At 61.2% G+C, this 15,249-nt stretch carries 16 protein-coding genes; 8 read left to right on the forward strand and 8 right to left on the reverse strand.

Features of this window, described 5'->3' with window-relative positions:
- Positions 1–22 precede the first annotated feature (22 nt).
- The 8 genes from argB to coaBC all read right to left on the reverse strand — a co-directional run bounded on the left by argB (position 23) and on the right by coaBC (position 8,333).
- On the reverse strand, positions 23–913 hold the full coding sequence (gene argB / locus ABEA02_RS04490) for an acetylglutamate kinase (RefSeq protein WP_345531656.1): 891 nt from the start codon (positions 911–913) through the stop codon (positions 23–25).
- Between the two features lie 58 nt (positions 914–971).
- A complete protein-coding gene (locus ABEA02_RS04495; protein ID WP_345531657.1) occupies positions 972–2,471 on the reverse strand; it encodes a hypothetical protein in 1,500 nt (499 codons plus the stop codon).
- A 130-nt stretch (positions 2,472–2,601) separates the two neighbouring features.
- A complete protein-coding gene (locus ABEA02_RS04500; protein WP_345531658.1) occupies positions 2,602–4,965 on the reverse strand; it encodes a hypothetical protein in 2,364 nt (787 codons plus the stop codon).
- Positions 4,966–5,386: 421 nt separating this feature from the next.
- Positions 5,387–5,848 carry a dihydroneopterin triphosphate diphosphatase gene (gene nudB, locus ABEA02_RS04505; RefSeq protein ID WP_345531659.1) on the reverse strand — a complete coding sequence of 154 codons (462 nt, stop codon included), beginning with the start codon at positions 5,846–5,848 and terminating at the stop codon, positions 5,387–5,389.
- Positions 5,845–6,273, reverse strand: a complete 429-nt coding sequence (locus ABEA02_RS04510; protein ID WP_345531660.1) for a barstar family protein — start codon at positions 6,271–6,273, stop codon at positions 5,845–5,847. Before ABEA02_RS04510 ends, nudB begins: the two co-directional genes overlap by 4 nt.
- On the reverse strand, positions 6,270–6,650 hold the full coding sequence (locus tag ABEA02_RS04515; protein ID WP_345531661.1) for a guanyl-specific ribonuclease: 381 nt from the start codon (positions 6,648–6,650) through the stop codon (positions 6,270–6,272). The genes ABEA02_RS04510 and ABEA02_RS04515 overlap by 4 nt, the downstream gene beginning before the upstream one ends.
- Entirely contained in the window at positions 6,650–7,099 is a 450-nt protein-coding gene (gene dut / locus ABEA02_RS04520) for a dUTP diphosphatase (RefSeq protein WP_345531662.1), read from the reverse strand. The genes ABEA02_RS04515 and dut overlap by 1 nt, the downstream gene beginning before the upstream one ends.
- Positions 7,100–7,148: 49 nt before the next feature.
- The gene (coaBC, locus tag ABEA02_RS04525) at positions 7,149–8,333 is read right to left on the reverse strand and encodes a bifunctional phosphopantothenoylcysteine decarboxylase/phosphopantothenate--cysteine ligase CoaBC (RefSeq protein ID WP_345531663.1); all 1,185 of its coding nucleotides are present in this window, start codon (positions 8,331–8,333) and stop codon (positions 7,149–7,151) included.
- 56 nt (positions 8,334–8,389) lie between these two features.
- Here coaBC and radC point away from each other — a divergent pair, with 56 nt between their 5' ends.
- From radC to bamC, 8 genes are all read left to right on the forward strand, one after another.
- Complete coding sequence (radC, locus tag ABEA02_RS04530; protein WP_345531664.1) at positions 8,390–9,067, forward strand: RadC family protein; 678 nt, start codon at positions 8,390–8,392, stop codon at positions 9,065–9,067.
- 149 nt (positions 9,068–9,216) lie between these two features.
- Positions 9,217–9,453, forward strand: coding sequence for a 50S ribosomal protein L28 (gene rpmB / locus ABEA02_RS04535; protein ID WP_345531665.1), 237 nt, complete (start codon positions 9,217–9,219; stop codon positions 9,451–9,453).
- Between the two features lie 13 nt (positions 9,454–9,466).
- Entirely contained in the window at positions 9,467–9,634 is a 168-nt protein-coding gene (gene rpmG, locus ABEA02_RS04540) for a 50S ribosomal protein L33 (RefSeq protein WP_345531666.1), read from the forward strand.
- Positions 9,635–9,735: 101 nt separating this feature from the next.
- Positions 9,736–10,809, forward strand: a complete 1,074-nt coding sequence (locus tag ABEA02_RS04545; RefSeq protein WP_345531667.1) for a 3-deoxy-7-phosphoheptulonate synthase — start codon at positions 9,736–9,738, stop codon at positions 10,807–10,809.
- A gap of 29 nt (positions 10,810–10,838) precedes the next feature.
- Positions 10,839–12,077 (forward strand): DUF1015 domain-containing protein, encoded by a 1,239-nt coding sequence (locus tag ABEA02_RS04550; RefSeq protein ID WP_345531668.1) that lies wholly within the window; start codon positions 10,839–10,841, stop codon positions 12,075–12,077.
- Positions 12,078–12,179: 102 nt separating this feature from the next.
- Complete coding sequence (locus ABEA02_RS04555; protein WP_345531669.1) at positions 12,180–13,106, forward strand: histone deacetylase family protein; 927 nt, start codon at positions 12,180–12,182, stop codon at positions 13,104–13,106.
- Positions 13,107–13,166: 60 nt separating this feature from the next.
- Positions 13,167–14,045: a 4-hydroxy-tetrahydrodipicolinate synthase gene (gene dapA, locus ABEA02_RS04560; protein ID WP_345531670.1), complete on the forward strand. Its 879-nt coding sequence runs from the start codon at positions 13,167–13,169 to the stop codon at positions 14,043–14,045.
- A 13-nt stretch (positions 14,046–14,058) separates the two neighbouring features.
- Positions 14,059–15,204 (forward strand): NlpB/DapX family lipoprotein, encoded by a 1,146-nt coding sequence (gene bamC, locus ABEA02_RS04565; protein ID WP_345531671.1) that lies wholly within the window; start codon positions 14,059–14,061, stop codon positions 15,202–15,204.
- Positions 15,205–15,249 lie beyond the last annotated feature (45 nt).

Here is a 15,249-nt window from a genome sequence, read left to right on the forward strand (position 1 = left end):
CCCTCCGCGGAGGGGATAGTCGTCAGTGGCTCTTGATCATCGTGCCCACGCCATGGTGGGTCAGGATTTCGAGCAGCAGGCAGTGTTCGACACGACCGTCGATGATGTGCACGGAACGGACGCCATTGCGGGCGGCGTCCAGCGCTGACGAGATTTTCGGCAGCATGCCGCCGGATAGCGTGCCGTCTTCAACAAGATCATCGATCTGTTTGGGCGTCAGGCCGGTCAGCAATTTGCCGTCCTTGTCCAGTACGCCAGGCGTGTTGGTCAGCAGCACCAGCTTCTCTGCCTTGAGCACTTCGGCGAGCTTGCCTGCAACGACGTCGGCGTTGATGTTGTAAGTCTCGCCGTCGGGGCCGACACCAATCGGAGCGATCACGGGGATGAAATCGCCGGAGTCGAGGAAACTGATGATGGAGGGGTCGATGGCGGTGATCTCACCGACCTGACCAATGTCGATCAGCTCCTCGGGATTGTCCTTGTTCGGCATCATCAGCTTTTTGGCCCGAATGAAGCCACCGTCGGCACCGGTGAGGCCGACAGCCTTGCCACCGTGACGATTGACGAGGTTAACGATCTCCTTGTTCACCTGACCACCGAGCACCATCTCGACGATGTCCATGGTCTCTTCATCAGTGACGCGCATGCCCTGGATGAACTGCCCTTGCTTGCCGACACGCTTGAGCAGGTCGTCAATTTGCGGACCGCCGCCGTGCACGACCACGGGGTTCATGCCGACCAGCTTGAGCAGCACCACGTCACGCGCGAAGCAGTCCTTGAGGTGCTCGTCGGTCATGGCGTTACCGCCGTACTTGATCACGATGGTCTTGTCGAAGAAGCGCTTGATGTAGGGCAGGGCTTCAGCGAGAACGCCAGCTTTGTGCGTCGGCGAGATGAGGGGAATGTCGGACATTGGAATCGTGCGTTGAAAGTTACTGTGATTTGGATCTTGAAGCAGGCAAGTCGATGTTTCAGGGCTTCCTGACCTGGTAGAGGCTAGCATCCTCGGCCTCGTCGCGCCATGCCCGGATCAGCTCGGGTGGGCGGGGATCACCGAAGTATCGATCATGGTAGATCAGAACCCAATCGAAGCGATCCAGTGGCAAGCGGGTGATTACGTCTTTGATGGCGCCGACCTGTGAGCTATTGCCGCTGAAACGGTATTCCTGTGACTCGCTGCGATTGAAGGGAGTGTCTTCGTTGTAGCGAGTCCGCAGAATTTGTTTGCCGGGTTCGGCAAACAGCGCGTTGGTAAATACCTGCCGTTTGATGACGGCGAGGTTGCAGAAGTGGTCCAGGGGAGGATTGCGCAGGAACGGCTCCAGCGGCTCTCCGACCAGGCAGGCGACGCGCGAGCCTTTGGTGATGGGTTCGAAGCCCGCGTCGAGCCGTTCATAAACCTGTTGGGCTGCGCTCCAGTTTGTCGCGATCACTCCAAGTCGCACGCCGAACAGGGCGAGGGCGACGCCGGCGACCGCCATCAGATACTTCCTCGGGATTGCTGGGGCGGTACTGAGCGCCGCAACGAGAATGATCAGCGTGGCGATGAGGATGCGACGGTCCGCACCAAACGACGAGAACAGTACATTGGGGACAATTGCATAGCAGACCAGCAGCGCAACGACTGCGAGCCGCAGATCCTTGTGAATGCGCATGCGACCGGTAAGTACCCCCAAGCCCAGTGCCCCGAAAAACAGTGCACCCGTCACGGCATCAAGGGGCAGGTTGTAGTTGTTGAAGGCGTCCAGGAGCCCGGAGACCTTGTTCGAGATACTGCCGAACGCGATGTCACCCGCTCGCCCGCTCGTGGGGCTGGCAAACAGCATCAGGAGTGCGCCGGGTACGAACTGGAGAAGTGCCAGCATGAGGGTGCGTAGTGATTGGCCGGCGTGCCAGCGGTTGATCTCGATACTGACCACGCACAGCCCGAAAGCTGCCAGCGGGTGCAAGTGGCAGAAGAAGAGCAGTGTTGTGGGAATCGCAAACAGGACGGCTGTCGCGGGACGCAGCTGCTCCCTGGCCTTGAGCCAGAAAGTCAGCAGCCAGAGCATGACGCCGACGGCAAAGAGGTAGTTCAGGAATCCCCACAGGAATTGGCGGTTGTACAGCAGCAGGAAAACAACCAGCGGCCACCACGAGGATTTGCCATGCAGCTGCCTGTGCAGTGCCCGGACGCCGGTGACGATCAGAATGAAGATTGAGGCGGTAAAGAGCAGTTGCGCGCGCTCGACACCGATCAGCAGCGCCAAAGGCGGAACAAGCATGTCTTCCGCGAGATTCGGGATCGCTGCCCAGTGGACTTCGTAGTACTGCTTGAGCAGCTCATTTGTGGGGAGCTCCGCAATGATGTGCATCCGCGCCAGGTGATTGATGTAGTCCCCCAGTGGCAAGGGCGAGCACAGGGCGAACGGGAGCAGCGCGATGGCAAGGAGAAGCCAGGCTGCGGTTCCTGGCGAGGGCAGGCGCATCATTTGTGTGAGTAACTATCCCTAAGAAGAACGGCACGGATCAGGCTGAAGCTTGCCTGATCTGTGCCGGTTGTGCGGGATGTTACCCGGTCTGCGTTACTGCAGCAGTACAGCTGCCCGGTTGTCTGGAAGCCTACTTCGTGTACACGCCCGGGGCTTCGGAAAGACCCACCACCGTATTTCTGGGCACGATGTTCCAGGTCGGATTGCTGACATAACCAGAGCGGTCAGCGTTGCCGTTACCTGCGTACATTGCTTGATCACGCAGGAACACGTAGCCCGAACTGGGGATCGTCGTGTCGGCGCCGGCAGAGTCAATTGCGCCGGAGAGGGCGGTCATTGCGATGCCAATGTAGCCGTTCGAGTCGTTGTAGCCGGCAACCTTTGTCGGGATCGTCGGATTGCGGGTCGCATAGCTCACGCCACCGAATGCGTAGTAGTTGAGCTGCGACATGCTGGTGAGCGTTGCTCCGGACGTCAGTTTTGCTGGTAGTCGGTACGTCGCGCCATCCAGCCGGTCGAAGTCCGCACCACTGGTGAAGCGCTTGACAGAGAACGAGAGCGCGAAGTCGCGAAGATCTGTTGCGGCATAGCCTTTTTCGCACAGCTCGAACAGCGTGTAAGCCATGAAGTCATGCTGCCAGGGCGAGACCACTTCGGCGACACCGCCGGGCGAATAAGGCAGCTCGTATGAAGCAAAGCCCGACCAGCCAATCCAGTAGCCGATCGTATTCGTCGGCACGACTGTCGTCCTGAACCAGTCGAAGTTGTTGTTCAGCTTGGTCGTGAAGTAGGTCTTCTGCCAGTCACTGTCAGGCGAAATCCAGGCGGCATGTCCGCCGGTACGGAGTTTCCAGGCGGCTTCACGCGTCACGCTCGAGGCGTACCAGCCTTTGTCCTCACCGCGATAGCCCCAGTGGTAGTGGATATGGTGCCAGGCTGCGTAAAAGTACAGTTCATCGAGATAGTAACGATCACCCGTCACCATGTAGGGCACATAGGACAGCGACGGCTCATGGGCGTCGTCCTGGCCCCAGCCGGGAGGTTCGGTCAGCGCCAGATTGGTCGGGGGAATGTAGTCGCCCTTCCAGTTCATGTGCGAGCTGCCGACATAGGAGTCTGCAGCGTAGCTGGGGTTGAACAGGGAGAAGTTGGGATGATCGTCGATGCTGAAGATCTGCGCATTCGCAACCGTCGCGCCTGGCTTGAGCGTATCCCTCCAGTGCACTTTCCAGAAGCCTGCACGATCAGCGTGATCAAGCATGACCTGGTACATGCGCGGATCACCGGAGATCATTGCTCGGGCGGTCCAGCCGGGCAGCGGGCCGATATCTTCACGGCCACCCGTACCGCCCATGCCTGGGACGATCTTGCCCGGTTGGTAAAGTCCGCGGTTGCTGCTGACCCATTCGTTGTAGCGGCTGGCCAGCGTGGCTTCCGGGATGGTGATGTTTGCGTAGTTCGGAATGGCGCGGGCATTCTTCAGGCGGGCCGTATCGGCGATGGTCAGCATGTCCTTGCTACCGGTGCCGAAATTGAACACCTTGCGGAAGCGCGTGTGAGCGTAGTGTTTGACGTCATCTGCCGAATAGACGAGATCAGTTGTGCCGCCGATGATCTGGTAGATGCGCAGGTTGTAGAGACGGTCGCCGCGCGAGCTGTTCGATTCGACGTTTTCCATCGTGATCGAGACGCGGCCTTGGGAGGTGCTTTGGTAGCGTGCGTCGAAGATGATGCGCAGGCCGGGGTGGCCGCCGGAAATGCCGGTCGCGGTCGGTGCAACGCGCGAGCGCCATTCGGACACCAGGGGACCACTGATCCAGCTGTCGGCATTGTTGCTGAGGGATGCCTTGAGATTTGCGCCCCACAGCAGACCGGTTTCCGGCGTGCTGGCGCCACTGGCAGTGGTGCTCTTCTCGATGATCTCCACGCGGTAGTCGGGGTTGCTGGCGCCCGTTACGTCCGAGACTGTCAGGGGAGTTCCGGAGGCGCCAGATCCCGTGGCCGACAGCGTCATGGCAACAGTGGCCTGACCCGAGCTCACAGACGCCGCTGGCAGACGCACGCTGATGATGGCGTGGCGGATGGAGTTGTCGGGGTGACGACGCTTGACGATCGTCTGGGTCGGCAGGTTGGTGCCGCCGTTGCGGGCCTGGACGACCTGCCCGGAGGCGATTTCACCAGCCGGGAAGACTTGTCCGAAAGTCACTACCGTACCGTTGTCGATTGTGGTGTCCGGGCTGACTGCGGTGACGTTGCCCGGTACAGAGGGAACCGGGGTGAATGTGATGGTCGTATCGAAATTGTTCGAACTGGCGGCAGAAGAAGTGCCGCCGGACGACGTTGTTGTCTTGGATGAAGAGCTGTTGGTCACCAGAGAGAAGGTGCCGGCCGTGCTGCCAACGACATTGGAGCTACTTCCACCGCTCGTTCCGCCGCAAGCACTGAGCGAGAGACATGCAAGCAGGGCGACGAAACGTGAATTGCTGAGAGACATCGTGAATCCTTGTGTGCGGCAGAATGACAGATGTGCTTGCGGTTCGAATCCGTGAAAAATTTAACGCTGGCGGACAGCGTGTCCCAGGCGCCGACGAGTGGAATGCGCCGGTGTTTTTATTGGTTTTGTAGTTTTTGTAGTTGTCGGCACTCAGGCAGAGTCGCGAGCTTACCTGTTTGCCATGAAACTTGTCGTGGCAGTTGGCACACCAGGAGTGCCGCTGATCCGTTATCGCGCGGCCTTTTGCGTTTCGTTGGGGAGAGCGCTGATGATCTGGAAGTCATGCTTGAGGCGGGAATTTCCTGCCCGGCGTTTCTCTTCAGCGACAGCAACATGCCAGCTTGTCGGGGTGTTTCTGCGGCACGCTGCCCGGTAGTCGGGGAGTCTGGCGCCTCGACGGCCTCGGCTCGCGCCCTTGCGTTCAGGGCGAGCAGGACGGTGTTGTGGCCAGTCGCAGTGGCAGCATGCGGATGGCGTCGCGGTTCGTCCATGAGAAGCACAGGTCGGCGGCTGCCTGCCATGGCAGCCATTGTTGGGCACGGTGTTCGGCGGGTGCGGTGATGACGGGGGTGGCGGACGGCACGCAGACGCTGAATACATGCTCGAGGTTGTGGGTGACGCCCGGGGCGTATCGATGACGCCATAGCGGCAGGATTTCGAAGCGATTGCTCAGCGCCCAGTCCTGCAATGCGTCGGTACGGACATGCAGACCGGTTTCCTCGGCCAATTCACGTTGGGCGGTCTGTCGCGGCGTTTCATCCGGCTCCAGGCTGCCGGTGACGGATTGCCAGAAGCCGGGATGTGCAGCGCGCTCCAGCAGCAGGACCTGCAGGTCCTGTGTATGCACCAGCACCAGAACGGAGATCGGGCGCTTGAAATTCACGAGTGGGGCTGGTCGGGAGCGGCTTCGTCAGCGACGAGGAACAGCCTGCCTTCATCGCGCCAATAAAGGCAAACATCGAGCAGCAATTCATGCAGCAGCGCTGACAGATCTGGGTGCGCTTTGGCGAACGGAATCTGCTCGCGCAGGATGAGTACATAGCCGTCTGTATCCAGCCAGGACAGGTCCGTCAGGCAGTCGACCAACGCGTCCGCGTTATGGCCGAACCACTCGGGCAGCTGCAGCGAGTGGCTGCACGCGGCGTAGAGGCTGGGCTCGTCGTGGACGCCACGCAGCGGTAGTTCGAGCAGGCAAAGTCCCTTGGCAGGGGTTGTTTTGCGCAGTTCGGCCAGCTGGTCAGTGGTCAGACTGACGAGGCCGCTGCTTTCGGGATTGCCCAGATCGGGCAGGGATTGTGAGCTGGTCATGGCGTCACCCGGCGAAAGCTGCGGTAGTGGTCTGCGGTGTAGTAGAACTCCTCATCGCTGCCCGCAATGATCCGGCGGGCGCCACGTGTCGATTCGCCCGGGGTGCGGACCGTGAATTCCCGGTAGTACTGGCGCGGTCGTGGTGGCAGCAGCCGCTCGCGGTTGCGGAATTCGATACCGTCACGCGAGTACGGAAACGGCCCGCCGCGGCGGATGAGCTGAATGGTTTCGCGCGCTTCGACCGGCAGCTGGGAGAACGCAATGGTGCCGGTGGCGGGTACTTCACGAGCGGAGACGGTCGATGCGTTGAACACCGTCGCAATCAGAAGCGCCCGGGCAAAAGCCCACAACAAGCGCGACAGGCTTTGCATGGCCATCAGCCCTTGCCGGTGCTGCCGAATCCACCGGCGCCGCGATCACTCGCAGCGAAGTCTTCGACGACATTGAAAGCCACCTGCAGGACCGGAATGATGACCAGTTGGGCGATGCGATCCATGGGCTGGATCACAAAGCTGTCCTTGCCACGGTTCCAGGTCGATACGAAAAGCTGTCCCTGGTAGTCAGAGTCGATAAGGCCAACGAGATTGCCCAGCACGATGCCGTGCTTATGACCCAGGCCAGAGCGCGGCAGGATGACGGCGGCGTAGCCCGGATCGGCAATGTGGATCGCCATGCCGGTCGGAATCAGATGGGTTTCGCCGGGGGTGAGTGTCAGCGGTGCTTCCAGGGCGGCCCGCAGGTCAAGGCCGGCGGCGCCTGGGGTGGCGTATTGGGGCAGTGCGTCCTTGATGCGGGGGTCGAGAATCTTGACGTCGATGGTTTGCATGGCGAGGTGTCAGTGTGGGGCGGGCGTGGCCCGCTCGTTGTAAATCAAATCAGTTCAGCAGGCTGGCAAGGTGGGCAACGATTCCTGTCGCAACCTCTTCCTTGCTGGCGCGTGGCAGCGGGTATCGTCCCTTGGCGTCATAAATGACGACCTGGTTGTTGATGCCACCCATCCCGTCCTGCACGAGATTGCCAACCACCATCTTCAGGCGTTTGGCGACCAGCTTGCCCTGGGCGTAGGTGTCCAGGTTCGAGCTCTCGGCGGCGAAGCCGACGCAGAAGGGCGGGGCTGGCAAGGAGGCGACATCGGCAAGGATGTCGGGGTTGCGTGTCAGCTCGATACTGAGACGGTCTGCGCTCTTCTTGATCTTTTCCGTCGACGGCGCCACGGGGCGATAGTCGGCCACGGCTGCAACGGCGATGAAAACATCGTGGGCGCCAACAGCGTTCATCACCACATCGCGCATGGTCTGCGCCGATTTTACGTCGATACGTGTTACGCCCGGCGGTGTCGGCAGGCTCACCGGGCCGCTTACCAGGGTAACGACGGCGCCGGCTTGCGCGCAGGCGCGCGCCAGTGCGAAGCCCATGCGCCCCGAGCTGATATTGGTGATGCCGCGTACAGGGTCCAGCGCTTCGTAGGTCGGGCCGGCCGTCATGAGGATGCGTCGACCGGCGAGTACGCGTGGCTGGAACCGGGCGCAGATGTGCTCGAAGATCTCTTGCGCCTCGAGCATCCGGCCTTCGCCGGTCTCGCCACAGGCCTGTTCGCCGGCGGCCGGGCCGACAATCAGTATGCCGTCCTCTACTAGCTGGGCCACATTACGCTGCGTCGCCGGGTTGTCCCACATCTGGCGGTTCATGGCGGGCGCCAGCATCAGCGGGCAGTCGCGTGCCAGGCACAGCGTAGTCAGCAGATCGTCGGCCATGCCTTGCGACAGCCGTGCCATGAAATTTGCCGAGGCCGGCGCGATGACCGTGAGATCGGCACCTCGTGTCAGGTTGATGTGTGCCATGCCATTGGCGGCGCGCTCGTCCCAGAGATCCGTCCAGACAGCCTTGCCGGACAGGGCCTGGAAAGTCATCGGCGTGACGAAGCGGGTGGCCGCTTCGGTCATCACGATCTGCACGTGCGCATCGGCCTTGACGAGCAGGCGCGTCAATTCAGCCGCCTTGTATGCCGCGATGCCGCCCGTGATGCCCAGTACGATGGTCTTGCCCGTCAGTGCGGCCATGCCTTGCGCTCAGTTGACAGAGAATCCGCGCATTCTATCGCCTGGAGTCTGCGCAAGTGTCCATCACCGATTGGCCCGAAACGGAGCGTCCCCGTGAGCGCCTGATTGCGCAGGGCGCGGCAGCCTTGTCGGACGCTGAGTTGCTTGCCATTTTTCTGAGAGTAGGGATCCGCGGTAAAAGCGCCGTCGATCTGGCGCGTGAGCTGATGGCGCACTTCGGCAGCCTGAATGGCTTGTTTGCCGCCTCGTCCGAGGCATTGCAGGCCATTCCAGGTATGGGTATGGCCAAGTACGCCCAGTTGCAGGCGGTGCTGGAGATGTCGCGCCGGGCGTTGGGGGAGACGATGAAGGAGCGTGACATGCTGGGCTCGCCCGAGGCGGTGCGCGACTGGTTGCGCTTGCGGTTGGCGGGCTTGCCGCACGAAGTGTTCATGGTGCTGCTGCTCGATGCTCAGAACCGTCTCATTGACGCGGTCGAGCTGTTTCGCGGAACGCTTACGCAGACCAGCGTTTATCCCCGAGAAGTCGTCAAGCTGGCGTTGGCCCACAATGCGGCAGCCGTGATCCTTGCGCACAATCACCCGTCAGGCATGGCCGAGCCCAGCCACGCGGACGAACTCCTGACGCGGAGTCTCAAACAGGCGTTGGCCGTGGTGGATGTGCGGACCCTGGACCATTTTGTGGTGGCAGGCACCGGGCGACCGCTATCATTCGCCGAGCGCGGCTTGCTCTGACGCTGCCGGGGAGCCAAAACAGGCTTGCTCTACTTGTCAAAGTCCTTGTATAATCGGCGGCTTTCCCGAGATTGGCTCTTCCCGAAGAGGGCGGGCGCAAGGTCCGGGGTAACAGAACACACAGAGTTTGCAAGGTTCAGGAGCGAGAAATGTCTCGAGTTTGTATCGTTACGGGCAAGGGCCCGATGGTGGGCAACAACGTGTCCCACGCCAACAACAAGACCAAGCGTCGTTTTCTGCCCAACCTGCAGAGCCGTCGTTTCTGGGTTGAATCCGAAAACCGTTTCGTGAGCCTGCGCGTCTCGAACGCCGGCCTGCGTACCATCGACAAGCGCGGCATTGACGTTGTGCTGGCTGAGCTGCGTGAGCGCGGCGAGCGCGTCTAAGGAGTATTGAAAAATGGCAAAAGGCGGACGCGAAAAGATCAAGCTGGAGTCCTCGGCGGGCACCGGCCACTTCTACACGACCAACAAGAACAAGCGCACCACTCCGGAAAAGCTTGAGTTCATGAAATACGACCCGGTTGCTCGCAAGCACGTGGCGTACAAGGAAACCAAGCTCAAGTGAGTTAAGTGTTTCGCGCCGGCCAGGCCGGACGGAACATTGGTTGCACCAGAAACCCGCCACATGGCGGGTTTTTGCATTTTTCACCAGCGAGTTGATCTCCCATGAGCCACGCATCGACTGAAAACCTCAATGTCGCATCCTTCGATCACATGCCGTCGCCGGCCGAGATCAAGGCGCGCGTGCCGCTGACCGATTCGGCCGCACTGACCGTCACCGAAGGGCGCCGCACGCTGCAGCGTTTGCTGGACCGCCAGGATCCGCGTTTCCTGGTAATCGTCGGACCTTGCTCGATCCACGATCCATCGGCCGGTCTGGAGTACGCGCGCCGCCTGCGTCAGCTGTCGGAAGAGCTCTCGGAGACGCTGTGCATCGTGATGCGCGTGTATTTCGAAAAGCCGCGTACCTCGACGGGCTGGAAGGGCTTCATCAACGATCCGCGCATGGATGACTCCTTCCACATCGAAGAAGGGATGGAACGTGGACGCCGCTTCCTGCTGGATGTGGCCGAGTTCGGCCTGCCGGCTGCGACTGAAGCGCTGGATCCGATTGCGCCGCAGTACTACGGCGACCTCGTGAGCTGGACCGCCATCGGTGCGCGCACGGCGGAATCGCAAACGCACCGCGAGATGGCCTCGGGTCTGTCGACGCCGGTGGGTTTCAAGAACAGCACTGACGGTTCGCTGGATGCGGCCGTGAACGGCGTGCTGTCGGCATCGCGTCCGCACAGTTTTCTTGGCCTCAACGAGGCGGGCGAAGCGGCCATCATCCGCACGCGTGGCAACAGGTACGCACATACCGTGCTACGCGGTGGTGGCGGGCGCCCCAACTACGACACCGTGTCCGTGTCGCTCGCCGAGCAGGCGTTGGCCAAAGCCAAGCTGCCGCAGAACATCATCATTGATTGTTCGCACGCCAACTCCTGGAAGAAGCCGGAGCTGCAGCCACTGGTGATGCGCGATGTGGTCGGCCAGGTCGTGGCTGGCAACAAGTCCATCGTCGGCGTGATGATCGAGAGCTTCCTGCAGGACGGCAGCCAGCCCATCCCCGAAAACCTGTCTGAACTGAAGTATGGCTGCTCGGTGACCGATGCCTGTATTGGCTGGGAAACCACGGAAACCCTTTTGCGTGAAAGCTGCGCTGCGCTCAAGGGCGTGGTGGCCGCCCGAGCACGCTAAGCACATCAATTATCGAGAAAGAGAAACGCATGCATCTGATTCAAGCTTTTGCCGGTCTGCGTCCCGCTGCCGGTCGTGCGCCGGAAATTGTTGCGCCTCCTTACGACGTGCTCTCCAGCGACGAAGCGCGTGACCGTGCGGCGGGCAAGCCCTGGAGCTTCCTGCACATCTCGAAGCCCGAGATCGACCTGCCGCCGGGCACCGACATCTACTCGGCTGCCGTGTACGCCAAGGCCGCTGAAAACCTGCAGAAGATGATCGACGCGGGCGTGCTGGTGCGTGATGCCGGTGCCTGCTATTACGTCTATCGCATCATCATGGGCCAGCACGTGCAGACCGGTCTCGTGGCCGCTGCGTCCGTCGCTGACTACGACCGGAACCGCATCAAGCGCCACGAGCTGACGCGTCCGGACAAGGAAGATGATCGCGTGCGCCAGATCGAAGCGCTGAGCGCGCAGACTGGCCCCGTGCTGTTGGCTTACCCGAAGGCGCCAGCGGTGGATGCCATCCTGAAGGCAGCAACGGCGACCGAACCGGTGGCCGATGCCGTGGCTGACGATGCGATTCGTCACACCGTCTGGGCCATCAGCGATGTCGACACGATTGAGAAGTTGACGGCTGAATTCGACGCTCTGCCTGCCCTCTACATTGCCGACGGCCACCACCGCTCTGCCGCTGCATCACGTGTCGCTGCGGCGCGCAAGGCTGCCAACCCCGCGCATACGGGTACCGAGTCATACAACTACTTCCTGTCTGTGATCTTCCCGGATCACGAACTGGCCATCCTTGACTACAACCGCGTCGTGACTGATCTGAATGGTCTCAATGAAGCACAGCTAGTAGAGCGCATTGGTACGGCGTTCTCGGTGGAGAAGGTTGCTGGGCAAGTGAAGCCCGCAAAGCATGGTGAAGTCGGTATGTACCTGAAGGGTCAGTGGTATCGCTTGCAGATCAAGGCCGAGCTGGTGCCGCAGGACCCGGTGGTACGTCTTGATGTGAGCTTGCTGTCCGATCACCTTCTGACGCCCATCCTTGGCATTGCGGATTTGCGTCGCGACAAGCGCATCGACTTCGTAGGTGGTATCCGTGGTCTGCCTGAGCTCGAAAAGCGTGTGAATTCGGGCGAAATGGCGGTCGCATTTGCGATGTATCCGACGACGCTGGCAGATCTCATGGCCGTGGCCGATGCAGATCAGATCATGCCGCCCAAGTCGACCTGGTTCGAGCCCAAGCTGGCTGACGGCCTGCTTTCGCACGTTATCGGCTAAGTACTGCGGCGCAGACCTTCGCGTGGGGTTTGCGCCGATTGCTGCAGCGCTATCGCAGCGCTGTAATCAGGGTCGTTTGTGTTTCTGCTGTGAAGGGTTTCAATGGCCGGCACCGCGTTCATCACCCATCCTGATTGTTGGCTGCACAACATGGGCAGCATGCATCCCGAGTCGCCGGATCGCCTCTCTGCGATCCGTGATCGGCTGATCGCGTCGGGGCTGGAAATGTTCCTCGAGAATGTCGAGGCTCCTGAGGCTTCCATCGATGACTTGCAGCGCGCGCATTCACCGGCCTACATTCGGGCGCTGATCGAGGCCCTGCCCGAGCGCGGCATCGTGCACCTTGATCCGGACACGGCCATGTGCCCGCATACGCTAAAGGCTGCCTTGCGTGCTGCCGGCGCCGGTATCAAGGCTACCGATATGGTGATGCGCGGCGAGGTCGACAGCGCCTTCTGCGCCGTGCGCCCGCCCGGTCACCATGCTGAACGTGGACAGGCCATGGGTTTCTGCTTCTTCAACAATATCGCCGTCGCAGCGCGGCATGCGCTTGAGGTGCATGGCCTGGAGCGTGTGGCCATCGTTGACTTCGACGTGCATCATGGCAATGGCACCGAAGACATCTTTGCCAATGATCCGCGCGTGCTGATGGTGAGTTTTTTCCAGTACCCGCTGTATCCCTACTGTGGGGTGCCGCCGAGCGGCGACAACATGCTGAACACGCCTCTGCCAGCGGCGACGCGCGGTGACGCCGTGCGCAGCTTGCTGATGGAAGGCTGGTTGCCGGCGCTGACAGAGTTCCAGCCGCAGATGCTGTTCATCTCGGCGGGGTTCGACGCGCATTACGAGGACGACATGGCCTCCATGGGTCTGCTCGATGTGGACTACGCCTGGATCAGTGAGCAACTGCGTGGTTTCGCCGAGCGGCATTGCAACGGGCGCATCGTGTCGATGCTGGAAGGCGGTTATGCCCTGTCCGCGTTGGGGCGCAGCGTGACCGCCCACATCAAGGCCATTGCTGGGCTGTAGGCGCAGCGTGACAAGGGCTTCGGGTACAATGGCGGATTCGATTTTTCGAGCTTGCAAGACATGCTGACCGGTTCTCTCGTCGCCCTGATTACCCCCTTCCTGGAAGATGGTCAGATCGATTGGCCGCGCTTCCGTGCGCTCATCGATTTCCATGTGCGCGAGGGAACGGACGGGCTGGTGATCGTCGGTACGACGGGTGAGTCGCCGACGGTGGATGTCGAGGAACATTGCGCGCTGATCCGCGTCGCCGTCGAGCATGCGGCTGGCCGTATTCCCGTCATCGCCGGGACGGGCGCCAACTCAACGTCCGAAGCCATCGAGCTGACGCGCTTCGCCAAGGAAGTCGGCGCCGTAGCAGGTCTGTCGGTCGTGCCGTACTACAACCGCCCGACACAGGAAGGCATGTACCAGCATTTCAAGGCGATTGCCGAAGCGGTCGACCTGCCCGTGATTCTCTACAATGTGCCTGGCCGCACTGTTGCCGACATGCAGAACGACACCGTGCTGCGTCTGGCTGAAGTGCCCGGCATCATCGGCATCAAGGACGCAACGGGCAATATCGAACGCATTACCGACCTTGCGATGCGTGCCCCCAAGGGTTTTGTGCTCTACACCGGTGACGACATGGCCGTGATGGCCTTCATCCTGCTCGGCGGCCACGGCGTGATTTCGGTGTCTGCCAACGTCGCTCCGCGCCTGATGCACGAGTTGTGTATTGCAGCGAGCGCAGGCAATGTAGCCGAGGCGCTCGATCTGAACCGGAAACTTTTCCTCCTCAATCGCGATCTCTTCGTTGAAGCCAACCCCATTCCCGTCAAGTGGGCCTGCGCCGAGATGGGGATGGTCGGTCACACACTGCGTCTGCCGCTGACGCCGCTGTCCCCGCAATTCCATGACCGTATCCGTGCCGCCATGCGCGCTGCCGGTGCGCTCAACTGAAAGGAAATCGATGATGTTCCGTTCCGTCTCCGCTCGCGGATGCCTGACCCTGTCTGCTTGCGCGCTGGCACTGTTGCTTTCAGCCTGTGCTTCGGACAAGGATCCGGTGTATCGCAGTGACACGAAGCGCGTCGAGAAACCGGCGAGCCGCGCGCTTGAAGTACCGCCCGACTTGATCACGCCGACGCGTGATGAGCGTCTGCAAACACCCGATCCGCGACGTGCTTCGGCAACGGCCTCGGGGCAGCAGGCAGCAGCACAGCAGGCGCAACAGGCCAAACCTGCCGCAGCCGTGAGTTCTCCGGACAAGTCCGGAAACGCGCGCATCGTCAAGGCGGGGGCGCAGAAATGGCTGGTCGTGAACGGCACCGCGGATGCGGTCTGGCCCCAGGTACGCAAGTTCTGGGAGGATCTTGGTTTCGCCATTGATAGCGACAACACCAAGACTTACGTTATGGAGACCGATTGGGCGGAGAAACGTGTCAAGAGTGGCATAGGTGTCCTCCTGAACGCTCCGCTGATCCGTACTCTGGCTGGTGGTCTGGATAAGGACAAGTTCCGTACGCGACTGGAGCTCGGCGCCGAGCCCGGCACCATCGAGATCTATGTGAGCCACCGTGGTCTTGAGCAAACAGATCTGTCGAGCCGAGAGGCTTCGTTGGGGTGGGTGACACGTCCGGCTGATCCGTCGCAGGAGCTCGACATGCTCCGCAGGATGATGATTGCATTCGGTGCGGAAGAGGCCGTGGCTAATCAGGCGGTTGCCATGCAGGCTGCGCCCGACAAGGCTCGCCTTGGCACGGCCGCTGATGGCACGCAGCAACTGGTCGTGGATGACCCGCTGGATCGCGCATGGCGTCAAATTGGCTTGAGCCTGGATCGTATCGGCATGGTTGTTGAGGATCGTGATCGTTCCAAGGGGTACTACTTCGTGCGCTACATCACCGATGTCGACCTGGAGGGCAAGCCGTCCAAGGGCTGGTTCTCCTGGTTGAACTTCTGGAGCAGCGACAAGCCTGCCGAGACGGATTTGTTCCGCATCAGCGTGGCGGCAGAAGGTGACAAGACTGTCGTGCGCGTTGCCAACCGCACGGGTGGTGCGGCCGCTCCTGCGTCGGTCAAGCGCATTCTTGGCTTGCTGCACACCGAGCTGCGCTGATTATCCAGGGGTCCCAGTGTGGGCATGACCGCAGGCGCTTCTGCC

The organism is Viridibacterium curvum (assembly GCF_039544165.1).
Classification (GTDB): Bacteria; Pseudomonadota; Gammaproteobacteria; order Burkholderiales; family Rhodocyclaceae; genus Viridibacterium; species Viridibacterium curvum.

Bases quoted from the DNA above. Each gene is read 5' to 3' on its own strand.
- ABEA02_RS04510 (WP_345531660.1), bottom strand. From the start codon at position 6,273: ATGACCAGCTCACAATCCCTGCCCGATCTGGGCAATCCCGAAAGCAGC.
- argB (WP_345531656.1), bottom strand. From the start codon at position 913: ATGTCCGACATTCCCCTCATCTCGCCGACGCACAAAGCTGGCGTTCTC.
- ABEA02_RS04500 (WP_345531658.1), bottom strand. From the start codon at position 4,965: ATGTCTCTCAGCAATTCACGTTTCGTCGCCCTGCTTGCATGTCTCTCG.
- ABEA02_RS04555 (WP_345531669.1), top strand. From the start codon at position 12,180: ATGGCCGGCACCGCGTTCATCACCCATCCTGATTGTTGGCTGCACAAC.
- ABEA02_RS04495 (WP_345531657.1), bottom strand. From the start codon at position 2,471: ATGATGCGCCTGCCCTCGCCAGGAACCGCAGCCTGGCTTCTCCTTGCC.
- ABEA02_RS04550 (WP_345531668.1), top strand. From the start codon at position 10,839: ATGCATCTGATTCAAGCTTTTGCCGGTCTGCGTCCCGCTGCCGGTCGT.
- dut (WP_345531662.1), bottom strand. From the start codon at position 7,099: ATGCAAACCATCGACGTCAAGATTCTCGACCCCCGCATCAAGGACGCA.
- bamC (WP_345531671.1), top strand. From the start codon at position 14,059: ATGTTCCGTTCCGTCTCCGCTCGCGGATGCCTGACCCTGTCTGCTTGC.
- rpmG (WP_345531666.1), top strand. From the start codon at position 9,467: ATGGCAAAAGGCGGACGCGAAAAGATCAAGCTGGAGTCCTCGGCGGGC.
- ABEA02_RS04545 (WP_345531667.1), top strand. From the start codon at position 9,736: ATGAGCCACGCATCGACTGAAAACCTCAATGTCGCATCCTTCGATCAC.
- ABEA02_RS04515 (WP_345531661.1), bottom strand. From the start codon at position 6,650: ATGGCCATGCAAAGCCTGTCGCGCTTGTTGTGGGCTTTTGCCCGGGCG.
- coaBC (WP_345531663.1), bottom strand. From the start codon at position 8,333: ATGGCCGCACTGACGGGCAAGACCATCGTACTGGGCATCACGGGCGGC.
- rpmB (WP_345531665.1), top strand. From the start codon at position 9,217: ATGTCTCGAGTTTGTATCGTTACGGGCAAGGGCCCGATGGTGGGCAAC.
- dapA (WP_345531670.1), top strand. From the start codon at position 13,167: ATGCTGACCGGTTCTCTCGTCGCCCTGATTACCCCCTTCCTGGAAGAT.